This window comes from Rhodanobacter fulvus Jip2, assembly GCF_000264315.1.
GTDB lineage: Bacteria > Pseudomonadota > Gammaproteobacteria > Xanthomonadales > Rhodanobacteraceae > Rhodanobacter > Rhodanobacter fulvus.
On sequence record NZ_AJXU01000027.1, the window covers coordinates 1 to 13,561 of the forward strand.

General features: G+C 64.2%; 14 protein-coding genes and 1 pseudogene. 8 read left to right on the plus strand and 7 right to left on the minus strand.

Features of this window, described 5'->3' with window-relative positions; translation table 11 throughout:
• Window positions 1-211 precede the first annotated feature (211 nt).
• Window positions 212-538, plus strand: a complete 327-nt coding sequence (locus tag UU9_RS05085) for a hypothetical protein (RefSeq protein WP_040670325.1) — start codon at window positions 212-214, stop codon at window positions 536-538.
• 102 nt (window positions 539-640) lie between these two features.
• Entirely contained in the window at window positions 641-889 is a 249-nt protein-coding gene (locus UU9_RS05090) for a helix-turn-helix domain-containing protein (RefSeq protein WP_007080652.1), read from the plus strand.
• A gap of 50 nt (window positions 890-939) precedes the next feature.
• On the opposite strand, the gene UU9_RS05095 is transcribed toward UU9_RS05090, so the two are convergent.
• Entirely contained in the window at window positions 940-1,764 is an 825-nt protein-coding gene (locus UU9_RS05095; RefSeq protein ID WP_040670332.1) for an alpha/beta fold hydrolase, read from the minus strand.
• 130 nt (window positions 1,765-1,894) lie between these two features.
• Here UU9_RS05095 and UU9_RS18365 point away from each other — a divergent pair.
• From UU9_RS18365 to UU9_RS05105, 3 genes and pseudogenes are all read left to right on the plus strand, one after another.
• Window positions 1,895-1,984: pseudogene (locus tag UU9_RS18365) on the plus strand (DUF4287 domain-containing protein); the annotation flags it as partial.
• A 184-nt stretch (window positions 1,985-2,168) separates the two neighbouring features.
• Window positions 2,169-2,822: a glutathione S-transferase family protein gene (locus tag UU9_RS05100; protein ID WP_007080654.1), complete on the plus strand. Its 654-nt coding sequence runs from the start codon at window positions 2,169-2,171 to the stop codon at window positions 2,820-2,822.
• A 441-nt stretch (window positions 2,823-3,263) separates the two neighbouring features.
• Window positions 3,264-3,650 (plus strand): carboxypeptidase-like regulatory domain-containing protein, encoded by a 387-nt coding sequence (locus tag UU9_RS05105; protein ID WP_007080655.1) that lies wholly within the window; start codon window positions 3,264-3,266, stop codon window positions 3,648-3,650.
• Window positions 3,651-3,724: 74 nt separating this feature from the next.
• On the opposite strand, the gene msrA is transcribed toward UU9_RS05105, so the two are convergent.
• Window positions 3,725-4,435 carry a peptide-methionine (S)-S-oxide reductase MsrA gene (gene msrA / locus UU9_RS05110; protein ID WP_007080656.1) on the minus strand — a complete coding sequence of 237 codons (711 nt, stop codon included), beginning with the start codon at window positions 4,433-4,435 and terminating at the stop codon, window positions 3,725-3,727.
• Between the two features lie 183 nt (window positions 4,436-4,618).
• On the opposite strand from msrA, the gene UU9_RS05115 reads away from it, so the two are divergent.
• Complete coding sequence (locus UU9_RS05115; RefSeq protein WP_007080657.1) at window positions 4,619-5,653, plus strand: Gfo/Idh/MocA family protein; 1,035 nt, start codon at window positions 4,619-4,621, stop codon at window positions 5,651-5,653.
• A gap of 14 nt (window positions 5,654-5,667) precedes the next feature.
• On the opposite strand, the gene UU9_RS17270 is transcribed toward UU9_RS05115, so the two are convergent.
• Entirely contained in the window at window positions 5,668-6,705 is a 1,038-nt protein-coding gene (locus tag UU9_RS17270) for a glycosyltransferase (protein WP_007080658.1), read from the minus strand.
• A gap of 351 nt (window positions 6,706-7,056) precedes the next feature.
• On the opposite strand from UU9_RS17270, the gene UU9_RS05125 reads away from it, so the two are divergent.
• Entirely contained in the window at window positions 7,057-8,037 is a 981-nt protein-coding gene (locus UU9_RS05125; RefSeq protein WP_007080659.1) for an aldo/keto reductase, read from the plus strand.
• Between the two features lie 36 nt (window positions 8,038-8,073).
• Here the strand turns inward: UU9_RS05125 and UU9_RS05130 are convergent, their stop codons facing one another.
• Window positions 8,074-8,910 carry a helix-turn-helix transcriptional regulator gene (locus UU9_RS05130; RefSeq protein WP_007080660.1) on the minus strand — a complete coding sequence of 279 codons (837 nt, stop codon included), beginning with the start codon at window positions 8,908-8,910 and terminating at the stop codon, window positions 8,074-8,076.
• 99 nt (window positions 8,911-9,009) lie between these two features.
• Here UU9_RS05130 and UU9_RS05135 point away from each other — a divergent pair, with 99 nt between their 5' ends.
• The gene (locus tag UU9_RS05135) at window positions 9,010-9,906 is read left to right on the plus strand and encodes an SDR family oxidoreductase (protein ID WP_007080661.1); all 897 of its coding nucleotides are present in this window, start codon (window positions 9,010-9,012) and stop codon (window positions 9,904-9,906) included.
• A gap of 6 nt (window positions 9,907-9,912) precedes the next feature.
• On the opposite strand, the gene UU9_RS05140 is transcribed toward UU9_RS05135, so the two are convergent.
• From UU9_RS05140 to UU9_RS05150, 3 genes are all read right to left on the minus strand, one after another.
• Window positions 9,913-10,842 (minus strand): DUF2268 domain-containing putative Zn-dependent protease, encoded by a 930-nt coding sequence (locus UU9_RS05140; RefSeq protein WP_007080662.1) that lies wholly within the window; start codon window positions 10,840-10,842, stop codon window positions 9,913-9,915.
• Between the two features lie 224 nt (window positions 10,843-11,066).
• Window positions 11,067-11,822: a M90 family metallopeptidase gene (locus UU9_RS05145; protein ID WP_007080663.1), complete on the minus strand. Its 756-nt coding sequence runs from the start codon at window positions 11,820-11,822 to the stop codon at window positions 11,067-11,069.
• A 621-nt stretch (window positions 11,823-12,443) separates the two neighbouring features.
• Window positions 12,444-13,496 (minus strand): tellurite resistance/C4-dicarboxylate transporter family protein, encoded by a 1,053-nt coding sequence (locus tag UU9_RS05150; protein ID WP_156804196.1) that lies wholly within the window; start codon window positions 13,494-13,496, stop codon window positions 12,444-12,446.
• Between the last annotated feature and the right edge of the window lie 65 nt (window positions 13,497-13,561).

Consider the following 13,561-nt stretch of genomic DNA (forward strand, 5'->3'; position numbering starts at 1 on the left):
GTCAAACCCGGGCCATCTCAAAGTGACCCCGGACTCTAAACCGCCCCGCTACTCAATGCGGGGGGACGTCGGTAGTGCAACGGTTTCGTGTCTGGCGCCCTCAGCTGCTTGAAAAATGTGTCACCAACATTTTCTTGCGCCTGAGGCCTTTTCCACGACTGCCGCTACAATCGTGCCCCGTCTCTCACGCCAGCTGTGTATCCAATCCCCCATGAAACATCCATTGACTCCCGACAAGCGCTATCTGGTGGTTCGAGGACGGCTGTGGCGTGCGGCCAATCCGGCACTGTCGCCCGAGGTGCGCAAGGCTTGCGTTGATCGACTCATGACGGCGCGCAGGGCGGTGCGCGATGCGCTCCGATCCGCCGACGACGAAGCGCTGGCGCACGCGCGGACCGAGGTCGACCAGGCCAAGGTGGCGCTGGGCGAGCGCGGCCCCGTGTGGTGGACCGACGGGGCGCCCGATCTCAATCGCCAGCATGTGAAAAAAAGCCCGTACGCAGACTGGCTTGAGCGCCACAAGAACGAGCAGGGATAGCTGGCGGACTATTGTGGGGCAGCCTCAAAAAAGTCGACTCTGAACTTAATAGTGGGCCCAGGCTTCGCTCATTTCGCCGGTCTCTGCGAAAGCGTGACCCAGATGGACGAAATCGTTCACGGCGTGCGTGAGCCGTCGCGTGAGTTCCCTATCGATGCCATCGGCGTCACCAATATCCGCAAAGCCACGGGCTTGTCCCAGGCCAAGTGCGCCATGCTCATTGACGTCCAGGTCGCCACGTTGCGGAGCTGGGAGCAGAGGCGACATGAACCTACCGGGCCGGCCAAGGCGTTGTTGCGGGCTATCGGCAAAGATCCCGAGAATATGCTTCAGGCGTTGGCTGGGGGATGATGGGGCGATGAGCTGGATAGGCGAAAGTGCGCTCTGCCCCCGGCTTCGTTCTACCGTGAGTGAAGCTGGATCTCCGCCGCGAAATCCCGGAACGCCTGCGTCACGGCTTCTGGATTTTCGATCCACGGAAAATGGCCGGCACCGGCGATCTCGCAAGCGATGTGGTTGGGCGTGTGGTATGCGGGGTCGCGCCAGCCGTGCTGGCTGACGATGCGGTCACTGCCGCCGTATAGCCGAAGTACGGGGATGTCGGACGGCCACCACCGTGCTTGGTAGGCATGGTCGAAATGCGTGTCCGACCACGTAACCGCGGCGATGTTGTAGGGCAGGCGCGCCAGCAACTTGCGGCCGGCCGTGAGGGCGGACGGAGTGAAGTTCCACGCGGTTGCGGCAACAACCATGGCGGTGAATTTTTCGAGGGTGGGCTGCTGGCTGTAGGCGGCGACCGCAAGGTCGAATTCGGGCAGCGGATGTCGACGCGTCATTGCCACATAGTCCGCATGCCATGCACTGTTCGGTGCGCTGTCGAGCAACGCCAGTCCACGCAGTCTTCCTTGCAGCGCGGGCGTGGCAAGCAGGTACATGCCACCGGTCGAATGACCAACGAAGATGGCTTCCGGTAACGTGTCGACGGCCTCGATCAGCACGTCGGGCCAGTTCGCAAACGGGTCTGGCGAATGTGCGACGGTGTTGGATCCGTCGCCCGGGAGATCGACGAGCCAGATGGAGCCGGGCACATCCAGTGCGTCGGCCAATTCGAGCAGGCTTTCGGAGCCAAGCCCCGGTCCGCCAGGCAACAGCAGCCAGTTGAGCGGGCCTTCGCGCGTTGAGTGCAGTTGAAGTCTGACGCCTGAGGGTGTGTATCGGGTTTGCATGGGGAAGAAGATTACGCCAATGCGTTTTTCCGGATCGGCAAACAAAAAGCGTACGGACGGAATCAAATGGAAATAGTTGCCTCCGTTCCCTTTGTCGGTCGGGATCGCGTGGCTGAGCTTGCGTTGTGTTGTGGTCGCCTTCCTCAAGTCCGAGCACAAGCTGGGTCACGGACACGCCAATGCGCTCGTGGCCTATTTCAGGGCTCGTGGCGGGGCATGAGGAATAAAGGGGACGTGGCAAATTAAATTGTGTCTGGATAAAGGGTGTCGATGCCGACCCTGGCTGACGAATGACTACGTTCGCGCATGTCGATTCACTGCTGCCTCGTTCGTCTGGTAGTCAGGGTCAGGTCAAGTCCGCCGTGGTGGCGGGCGACCTGATCCGACTCAACCGGAGCAGATCGATGGCTATCGTCATTACCGCCTTTGAGAAGTCGCCTGATGGTGGCCTGGGCCTTGCGCGCGATACGCGCGTTCGCTGGGCGCTGGAAGAAGTGAACCAGCCCTACGAGGTCCGTCTTGTTTCGTTCCGGGCGTTGAAGCAACGCGCGCATCTCGCCATCCAGCCGTTTGGCCAGATTCCCACGTATGAGGATGGCGACCTTGTGCTGTTCGAGACCGGTGCGATTGTCTTGCATATCGCCGAGCGTCACCCGGGCCTGTTGCCGGTGGATGCCGGTGCGCGGGCGCGTGCCATCACCTGGATGTTTGCTGCGCTCAATACCGTGGAGCCGCCGATCCTTGAGCTCGTTGTAGTCAAGTTTCTGGAGGGCGACAGGCCATGGAAGGCGGGCCGCTTGCCTTTGGTTGAGGCGCGGATCCGCCATCGGCTGGGCCAGTTATCTGACTGGTTGGGCGATGCCGACTGGCTTGATGGTGCATTTGGCGTGGGCGATCTCATGATGGTGTCGGTGCTGCTCAGGGTGAGGCCATCGGGCCTTCTAGGCGAATATCCGAATCTGGCTGCGTATGTCGCCCGCGGCGAGGCGCGACCTGCGTACAAGCGTGCGTTCGCCGCCCAATGGGCGGTCAACAATCCAGCCTTGCCACCGGCCTGACGGCAGCAACGAAGGTACCACTGCGCGTGCGGGGCGCCGTGTCTGTCGGCGCGGTGTCCGATGTCCGCGAGCAAGTGTCCGCGGACGGCTATTCATTTTTCGGCGATGGGCGAAAACAGCGCGGGAGCGCGGTTTTCAAGGTGTATTGGCGTTGGCACGACGTTTGCCATATCGAGCCTGAAAGCTTCATTCCCTCATTCGATGGAGAGCCGCCATGAACCTCAATCGCGAAACCATGCTGTTGCAGAGCCTGTTCGGCGCCTGCGTCCTGATTTGCACGATGACCCTCGGCAGCATGCTGCTGATGTAGGCGGTCGATCGCGCGAAATGCCGGCTACACGCCGGCGTGGGTCGGCCTCGTCCGTCCCCCGTTTCACAGCCGTGGCCAAACCCCTGGTATGCCCGTGCTTTTTCTCCTCCACAAACCATAGGACATGACCCATGAACAAGATTCTCTCGTTCCGTTCTTCCTTGCATCGCGCCGCCCGTGGTCTGGCGTTGGCCGGTGTGATTGGCGCGTGCGCCGTCGCCGGTATCTCGACGGCCAGCGCACAGGCCACGGCAGGCCGGGTGTTCGGCAAGGCGCCGGCGGGCTACAGCATCACCGTGCACAGCGATGCGACGGGCATTGGCCGAACGGTGAAGTCGGATGCTGACGGCCGCTACTCCGCAGCCCAGCTGCAACCGGGTACGTACACGGTCACGCTGAAGCAGGACGATCAGCCCGTGGCCAAGCATCTCAACGTACCGGTGACGGTAGGCCGCGGCATCGAAGTGGATTTCAAGTGTGGCGAAATCAGGTGCGACCAGCCTGTCGCCACGAAGTGAGTCCTGGCGCACCAAGGCGCGCCTGGTGAAGAAGAGAGGCGCGGGAACCGCCGGGCCTCTTTCCGTTGTCATGCTCAGTACATCTGCACTTCCACCATCGCCTGCGGCGCCTGATAGACATCGGGGAACAGGTCTTTCAGGTGTCGGACCATCGGCGCGTCGTTGTACATGATGTACAGATTGTCCGGATGCCGCTCGGCGTAATGCTGGTGGTAGGCCTCGGCGCGATAGAAGCGTTTCAGCGGCACCACCTGGGTGACGATGGGCGCGGCATACGACCTGGCCGCAGTCAGCTGCGCAATGTAATCGGTGGCGATTTTCTTCTGTTCGGGGCTGTTGTAGAAAATGACCGAACGATACTGCGTGCCGCTGTCCGGGCCCTGCCGATTCAGCTCGGTGGGGTCGAAGGCCACCGAGAAGAACACCTGCAGCAACTGGCCGTAGGTGACCTGGCTGGGGTCGTATTTCACCTGCACCGATTCGGCGTGGCCGGTGCCGCCTCCACTGACGATGTTGTAGCGGGCGGTGTCGGCGCTGCCGCCGGCATAGCCTGCGGTGACCTGGCGCACGCCCTTGACGTGCTCGAACACCGAGGACACGCCCCAGAAGCAGCCACCGGCGATCACGGCGGTGGCCTCGCCGGGAACGGCAGCCTTGCTGGCGTCGACGGTGGGAGCCGGTTGACGGGTGGCGGTGATGGTGGCGGAAGCGCTCTGGCACGCGCTGAGGGCGAGCATCACGGTGGCGGCAAAAGGGGCCAGTCGAAAAGCAGTGCGACGAATCATGGTGAACCTCGCTGGCGGGGAGTCAGGTGGACTTGCTCCGGGCGGAGCACCTCCGTTACCTGTCATTCGTCGCGGCGGTGGTGGTGGTTACGCGTGATCGTGGGAACCCATCCGGAACGTTGCGCCTTGGCTATTGGCTGCGCGGCGGGATAGGCTCGGGATTCCTCCGTTTCCTGTTTGCACATGACTACGACACCACTGCAGTGGGGCATCCTGTCCGCCGGGCACATCGCCCGGAAATTCGCCGTCGATCTTCAATCCTCCCGCAGCAATCGCCTCGTGGCCGTGGCTTCGCGGCATGAGGCCGATGCCGCGGCCTTTGCCGGCGAGTTCGGCGGTGTCCGCGCCCACGGCAGCTATGCGGCGTTGCTGGCCGATCCCGAGGTGCAGGCCGTCTACATCGGCACGCTGCATCCCTGGCATGCCGAGTGGGCGATCGAGGCGGCGCGCGCGGGCAAGCATGTCCTCTGTGAGAAACCGCTGGCGCTGAACCTGGCTGATGCCCAGCGCATGATCGAGGCCGCGCGCGACCACGGCGTGTTGCTGATGGAAGCCTTCATGTACCGGTTCCATCCGCAGACGCTGAAAATCGCGGAGCTGGTGCGGACAGGCCAGGTGGGCGAAGTGCGGGTGATCCGCGCGTCGTTCAATTTTGCCGCCGACTTCGATCCGGGCCATCGCCTGTTCAACAAGGGCCTCGGTGGTGGCGCGATTCTCGATGTCGGCTGTTATCCGATGTCGTTCGCGCGACTCATCGCCGGCCAGGCCAGCGGGCGGACTTTCGCCAACCCGACGACCCTCCACGGGGTGGGCCGGATTCACCCCGTCGCGCAAACGGATGAGTTTGCCTCCGCCGTGGCGCGCTTTCCCGGCGGCGTGCTGGCCGAGCTTTCCTGCGGCACGACGATCCTCGACGACCAGTCCGCGCAGATCTACGGCACCGACGGCTGGATCGATGTACCCACGCCGTTCCTGCCCGGGCAGGGTGGCCGCGACGAGGTGATCTGGCTGCATAAACGGGGCAACGCCGTGCCGGAAAAAATCGCCATCGACCATCTCGCACACGGCCTCTACACCTACGAGGCCGATGCGGTCGCCGAGGCCGTCGCGCGCGGCGCCACTGAAGTCCCGGCGATGACGTGGGCCGACACGCTCGGCAATATCGCCGCCCTGGATACGTGGCGCCAGGCGGTCGGTGTGCGTTACGAGGGGGAATGAAAGCCCGGCCCGGGCTAGATGAAGTTGGCCACGGCCAGCAGCGCCAGGCTGCGTGCCACCTTGTAGCGCTGGCGCACGGAATGCATCAGGAGGCGTTTGGCGAAGCGGCGATGGTGGGTGCGCAGCAGGCACCGGGCCATCCAGTACTGCGCGTCGTTGAGGGCATCCTTGTGCAGGGTCGCATAGGCGGCCAAACGCGCGGGAAAACGTCGCGCCAGCGTCCGCAGGATGTACACGTGGCGTCGCGGCATGGCGGTGGCGGGGCGTGCCCTCGATATCTGATCCACTCGTCCGGCATCGCGCCGGAAGCCGTCGTAGTCGATATAGCCGCCGATGCCCTGCAGGCACATGCGGGCGAAGAATTCCCAGTCGTTGTAAAACCTGAAGTGCTCGGTGAACGGCCCGGCGCGCACGATGGCATCGCGGCGAATGATCAGGCCGCTCAGCAAAAACAGGTCGCCGCGGATGATCGCCGGGAAGTAATCGCCGTAGAGCAGGGTGGCGTTGCGTTGCGGGCCATCCAGGGTCAGCGACTGGTGGACGAGCGCGGTGCTGCGAAAGCCGGCATGCGACCAGCCGGGCGCGTCTTCCGCCACCACGCGTGAGATCAACGGATGCGCCGGTGATGGCAGGGTGCTGCCCTCGATGCTGAGAAAGGCCAGCTCCGGGTGTTCCGCGAAAATCTGTTCGACCACCGTCAGCGTGTGCGCCATCCACAGGTCGTCGGAGTCCAGAAAACAGACCAGTTCACCGCACGACGCCCTGAAGCCGGTGTTGCGCGCGGCGTTGGTGTACTCGCGCGCGGTGGTGATCACGCGGACGCTGTCGTTGCCGGCATGGTGCTGATGGATGGCTTCGGCCAGGCCATCCGTGGAGCCATCGTCGACGACGATGATCTCGATGCGGCGCGGGTGATGCTGTTCAAGGACCGAGTTGATGGCCCGCAGCGCAAGTTCGCGGCGGTTGTGGGCCGGAATGACGACGCTCAGCCAGCACGGCGGCGCCTCTGCGGCATCGGCAGTGGTGGGGGCGGACGTCGTGTGCGTCGTCATGGCTGGTACCTGGCTGGAACTCAACGCGTCATCGTCGATCGGCGTCGCCGACGCCGTGAAAAATGCGAAGCTCGTGCGGTGCCTGTTTCCGCTGGCTGCACTCAGGGGGCCGACACCTGGCGATTCTCTGTTCGCCATGTGGGGTTTCGGGGGTGCACCATCGTACGGATCGTACACCGCAAAAAGTGTTTGTTCGCGCAGACTTAAGCTCTAGAACCGGCATGGCCGAACGACATAGGGCGCCGTTGCGGGGCGACCTGCGGAACGTCCGCGAGCGCGGCAAGCACGAGACGCAACGAATCGGCGAGAATGCCGTTCGCGACTTTTTTTCAGGAAAGGAGAGTGACGTAAATGAAAACCCGGATACTGGGAAACACCGGCTTTGCCGTCAGCGAAGTCGGCCTTGGTTGCTGGCAGTTTGGTGGCGACTTCGGCCCCATCAACGAAGCCACCGTCGACGGGATCATCGACGCCGCGCAGGAAACAGGCATCAATTTCTTCGATACCGCCGACGTCTACGGTGACGGGGCGAGCGAGCGTTTTCTGGGTGAACGATTGGCCTCGAGCAAGCCGCGCCCGTTCATCGCCACCAAGTACGGCCGCGCCGCGGACACCTATCCGAACGGCTATTCGCTCTCCAGCCTGCGCGACCGGATCAGGACCGCGCAGGATCGGTTGCGCTGCGACAGCATCGACCTGCTGCAGTTGCATTGCGTGCCGCTGGCGCTGCTGCAGCGTGGCGAGATCTTCGACTGGCTGCGTACCGTGCAGCAGGAAAAGTTGATCAAGTTCTTTGGTGCCAGCGTCGAGACGGTGGAAGAAGGGCTGGTCTGCGCGCAGCACGACGACGTCAGCTCGCTGCAGGTCATCTTCAATGTGTTCCGGCAGAAGTTGCTGGACGAGTTGCTGCCCAAGGCGCAGGAAAAAAACATCGGCATCATCGTGCGGCTGCCGCTGGCCAGCGGCATGCTGAGCGGCAAGTACAACAGCAAGACCCGCTTCGCGAGCACGGATCACCGCAACTACAACAAGGACGGCCAGGCGTTCAGCGTGGGCGAAACCTTTGCGGGCATCCCGTTCGAGAAAGGCATCCAGCTTGCCGACGCCGTCACGGCGAAAACGCCCGCGGGCTACACCACGGCGCAAATGGCCATGCGCTGGATCCTCGACCATCCCGCCGTCACCACGATCATCCCTGGCGCCAGCCGCGCCGAGCAGGTGCGCGAAAACGCCAAGGTCAGCGCGTTGCCGTCATTGCCGCAGACCTTGCATGACGACCTGGCCGCGTTCTATCGGAACGAGGTGGCGCAGCATATTCGCGGCGCCTATTGATCGGAAAACCCGTGCCGGCGGCTTGAATGCGCATCTTCAAGCCGCCGCCGCTCTGGCCTCGATGTAGGCACGCAAGCGCTGCGCATCTCTCGCCTTCACCGGGTTGAACACGATCATGCCCAGGTCCGGTCGCCCGTCGACGCCAAAGGCGGAAAACTCGAGCTCCAGCAGACCCAGCTCCGCATGGCGCAGGCGCTTTACGCCTTCGCCATAGGCGTGGACATCGTTGGCCAGCCACAGCTTTTCGAATTCGGGGCTGAGCCGGGACATCTCCTCCACGAAACGGGTGATCTCCGCGCCCGCACCGGCGCGGGTCGCATCCGCACGAAAGGCGCCCACGACGAAACGGGCCACGCGTTGCCAGTCCGGCTGCGCGGCGCGTACGCGTGAATCGGAAAAAAGCAGGCGCAGGATATTGCGCTCCGATGGCGGCAGCTTGCTGTAGTCGGTAAGCACAACGGCGGCGGCGCGGTTCCAGGCCACCACATCCCACAGCGCGGTCTTGACGATGGCCGGGCTCACCTCCAGCGCGTCCAGCACGCGTTGCAGGCGCGGCGTCACGCCCGCAGTGGCCTTGTAGCGAACTCCGGGCGGATGGCCGAGGCCGAGCATGAACAGGTGCTCGCGCTCGGACTCGGTCAGCATCAACCCGTCCGCGATGCGGCCCAGCACCTCGGCCGACGGTGCGCCGCCGCGGCCTTGTTCCAGCCAGGTGTACCAGGTGGCGCTGATGTTGGCGCGCTGGGCGACTTCCTCCCGGCGCAGGCCCGGCGTGCGCCGGCGGCCGCCAACAAAGCCGAAGGTGGCCGGGTCGAGGCGGGTGCGCCGATCCTTCAGATAGGTGCCGAGCTGGCTGACGGTGGTGGCGGGCATGGCCGTTCCTGTTGGTTTTTATACCAGGATAATGCAACTACTTTACCCGTATATTTTACGGCATAGGATCGTTCCCACAACTCGACGGGAGACGATTCCATGCGTATTTTCCTCACCGGCGCGACCGGTTTCATCGGCTCCAGGATCGTGCCGGAATTGCTGGCGGCCGGTCACCAGGTGCTGGGCATGACCCGATCGGACGCGGGTGCCAAGGCGCTCGTTGCCGCCGGCGCGGAGGCTCACTTCGGTCTGCTGGAGGACCTGGACAGCGTGCGGCGTGGGGCGGCGGATGCCGACGCGGTGATCCATACCGCGTTCGATCACGATTTCGCCCATTTCGTGGCCAACTGCGAAAAGGACGCGCGGGTGATCAAGGCCCTGGGTTCGGTGCTGGCGGGATCCGCGCGGCCGCTATTGCTGACGTCGGGGACGGGCGCGGGAATCGCGGCCGATGGGCAGCCGGCGATGGAAGATGTCTTCAACCCGGAACATCGCAACCCGCGCATAGCATCGGAACTGGCCGGTGCGGACATGCTGGCCGCTGGCGTGGCCGTGTCCGTGATGCGGTTGCCGCAGGTGCACGACACCAACCGCCAAGGCCTCATCAGCCCGCTGATCGACATTGCCCGCGAGAAGGGTGTCTCGGCGTATGTCGGCGAGGGGTTGAACCGCTGGCCCGCCGCGCATGTGCTCGACGTGGCCAGGCTTTACCGGCTGGCGATCGAGAAATGCCAGCCCGGCGAGCGCTATCACGCCGTTGACGAAGAGGGCGTGTGCGTTCGCGACATTGCGCAGGTGATTGGTGCGGGCCTGAATGTGCCGGTCAAATCGATCGACGCCAGTGAGGCGCCGGATCATTTCGGCTGGTTGGGTGGCTTCATGGACCTCGATCTGACCGCGTCGAGTGCGTGGACGCGTCGCGTGCTGGACTGGCATCCGACCGGGCCGAGCCTGATGGACGACCTCGAGCACATGGACTATTCGCGTCGGGACTGAGCGGCTTCAACGGGTGCAGTCCTCATCCGTGCGCCAGCCGCTTCGCTTGAGAAAGCTGGCCGCATTGTCGTTGTCGACGTTGAGGATGTCCTGGATCGCGCGCGGCTTGTCGCTGGCGTGCGCGTAGTAGGCACGGGCGATGCGGTAACCCACCCAGTAACCGAGGTCGCCCGGCGCTTCGGGCGTACCGGGGCCGTTGTACAGCCAGCGGGACATGTCGGTGTCCATGGCATGCGCCTGGAAATCGCGCTCGATGCGGCAAGCCTTGTCCCGCGTCCAGCGTTGCAGGTGGACGTTCAGGACTTCGCCGGAGGTCAGTTCGCCGACGAACTCGGCGCCGCCTTCCACCAGCGAGGCAAACAGCACGGTGGCGTTCGCCGGCGGGGCCACCTGCGCCGCCGGCTGCTGCACGTGCACGTATTCGTGGGCGATCAGGTGCACCAGCCGCTGGGTGATGTCGGGGGCCAACCAGTTCGATCGGCAGATCACTTCGAGGCCGATCGTGACACCGCTCGCGGTGGTGGTGCCGCCGGTGTTGTTGCGTCCGATGACGATCGTCACCGGCGGAAACGTCGCCTGCGGATCGAGTGTGGTCAACGCGGAAAACACCTGCCGCAGTTGATCGCGTGCCGCCGGGAGCATCGGTACGCAGCGGCGTGCGTTACGGAAATCCTGCGGTGACCTGGCGATGGCATCGGCCAGTTTTTCGGCGGAGGAAATCCGCGCCGTCACAAATTGCTGCAGGCCCGGCGAGCCGCTGTCGAGATAACCCGCCTGGAGCGCGGCAGCCGAGGGTTTGCCGTCGGCCTGGTCGTAGACGGCGTAAAAGCGCGCAACATCGTCGATGCGTACGACGGGTTGCCGCGAGCTGTTGGAGGGTGGTTCGGGCGGGGTCGCGGCCTGTGCAAAGGCGCTGAACAGCGCAAGCAAGAGCATGAGAATCGATCGGCGCACGTGGGGTCCTGGTGGCGGGGATTTATTCGCCGCCATGGTATCCGCAACAAATCCCCACGCTGATTCCTTCCCCCGCGCAGCGGGGGAAGGTGCCGAAGGCGGAAGGGGCTACGCGGCATAGCCGCGCTGCTGCTTTTTGCACCGGCGGAAAAGCGCCCCCATCCGCCCTCCGGGCACCTTCCCCCGCAGGCAGGAATGGCCCTGTTTCAATACGGATGTTGTCGATAGAACAGCTCAAGCTGGCGGTACACCTTGGGCAGATGCTGGCGCAGCGCGGCGGGCGTTTCGAAGAACTGCTCGCTCGCCACCGCGAAGAATTCGGCCGGGTTTTCCAGGGCGTAAGGATCGATCGGCAACTCGGCGCCGTTGCGGTGCTCATCCTTCAGGCGATCCCAGGCGCTGGAGAAGACCTTCCACCACACGCGGTGATCCATCCGCCGATGCATCGGCGGGAAGCCGTTGGCGTCGCCATTGAGCATGTCGAGCTTGTGTGCCATTTCGTGGATGACCACGTTGTGGCCAGGCGTTTCCCCGATGTGCAACACGTCCTCCCACGACAGGATCACCGGGCCGCGGCCCCACGCCTCGCCCAACAGCACGGCATCGGATTGGTGGACCACGCCCGCGTCGTCGGTATGCGAGCGGCGTGGGATGAAGGCGGCCGGGTAAACGATGACGCTGTGCCAGCCGTCGTACCAGTCCAGGCCCAGCTTCAGGATGGGCAGGCATGCGTGCGTCGCCAGCAGCACGCGATCGGCGTCGTCCAGTTCAACCCCTTCGACCGGCTCGATGGATTTGCGGTGCAGAAACAGCGTGGCCAGCACCCGCAGCGTCGCCTGGTCGGAAGCGCCCAGCCGACGCGCCGGCGCACAACGCCGCAGCGCCTTGTGCCAGAGGTCTTCGGCAATCGGACGCTGCGCGACGACGCGCCGCTCGCGCCAGTTTCGGATGAGCTTGAACATGGATACCGCCAACGTGTTCGATCAGACACTCATGGCTTCGGCGCAATGCTTTTGCAAGCCCGCGCACGGATCGCCGCACCCTGACGCCCTGCGTCGAGGATGGAGCCGTGTGTCGTGGTGGAAACGCGATGCGGAGAGTCCGCCTCGGGATGCGTGGCTGGTGCCTCTGCAGCCGATGGTCAGCCGCGCGTGGCGCCGCCTCGCATCCCCCGCATGAAACATGGGGTGAACCGGCTCAGGTCGAGTGGTTCACCGCGTGACGCTAGATCACGCGAAATGCCTGCTGTCGCGCAAGACCATTGCGGTAGACGGGACGGCTGGCGTAGGTGCCCGTGGTGTAGCTGCTGTCGCGCATGCGTGAGCGACGGTGCGGGCGGTGGATGAAAAAGCCCTCGGGCAGGTGGACTGCGCGATTGACGGGTGAATCAGAGGTCGTGCCAGACCGCTTGGCCCGTGGGCTACGGTAGAACAATGACATGATTGAAGTTTTGATGGTGTGCCTCCTTTTTTTCCTTTATTTACAGTTGTTTGCGGCGAGATTGTAACATGTTTGGCCGGCCGGGGCCCGGTTGTCGGGGTGAAACCGCGCGGGTGCGACAAAAGGCCCGAAGCACGGACATGTCAGGTCGGCACCGTGGGGTGGCGAAAAGCGCGCAGCACGCCCGCGACGGCGAAGAACAGCCACACCGCCAGGCTCACATACACGCCCACGTCCGGGATGACCTGCAGGAAATCCAGCTGCAGCGCCTGCGCCAATTCGTAGGTCGCCACGGTGTACATCCCCACCGGGAAAACGATGTCCCAGTCGTCGGCCTCATAGCGCAGCGGCACATGCCGCCAGGCGTAGCGCCAGCCTTCCAGAAGCAGCAGCAACGGTATCCACCACGTGGCGGTCGCCCAGAAGAACAGCGTGAAACCTTTCACGAACGGCAGCAGCTGCGCCAGCGAACCCGATGCCGGGATGTGCTGCACCAACAGGCTGCCGGCCAGCGCAGTGATTGCCAGCGCACCCATGTTGATCCAGTACGGCGGGGTGAAATCGCGGGCGCGCAGGGGGAAGAACACCAGGCGATACACCACCAGCGTGATGATCAACAGGTACAGCGCCGCACCCAGCAGATACAGGCACAGCGCCGTGAACAGCCACGCGGCATTGGGCGGCGACACGCTCGCCGTGCGCAGCACCAGCAACACGGCCAGCGCCTGCGTCGCCACCACGGCCACCAGCCAGCCACCGTTGATGCTGCGGGTGAAGCCGGGCTTGATGCGCGCGGTGATGGTGGCGGCGAGGAACAGGTAGACAAGACCGACCCAGCTCACTGCACCCGCCAGCAGCAAGCCATCGGCAAGCCGGCGCAGCGGCACCACCAGCAGGCATTGGCTGCCGAGTACGCAGGTGCCCGCCGCCAGGGTGAGAAAACCCGCGCCCCGGCCGGGGCTGACGAAATCGGCCAGCAGCTCGCGCGGAAAGTGCAGCAGGCGCAGCGTCGTCATCACCAGCAACACGGCATACGCCAGCAGATTCAGGCCGAACAACGCCTGCGCCAGCAACGTCATGCCGTGCTGGCTGACGTCGATCGACACGATGCCGGTCGCCATCACCAGCGCGAAGCAGCCGGGATTCAGATGGCGGATTCGCGAGCGCACGATCATCGACAACGCATTCTGATGCATGGGCTTCTGTGCCATGGGGCCGGGCAGGTCGATCGGGAAAGCCGTTCCACGATGCCACGGTCTTC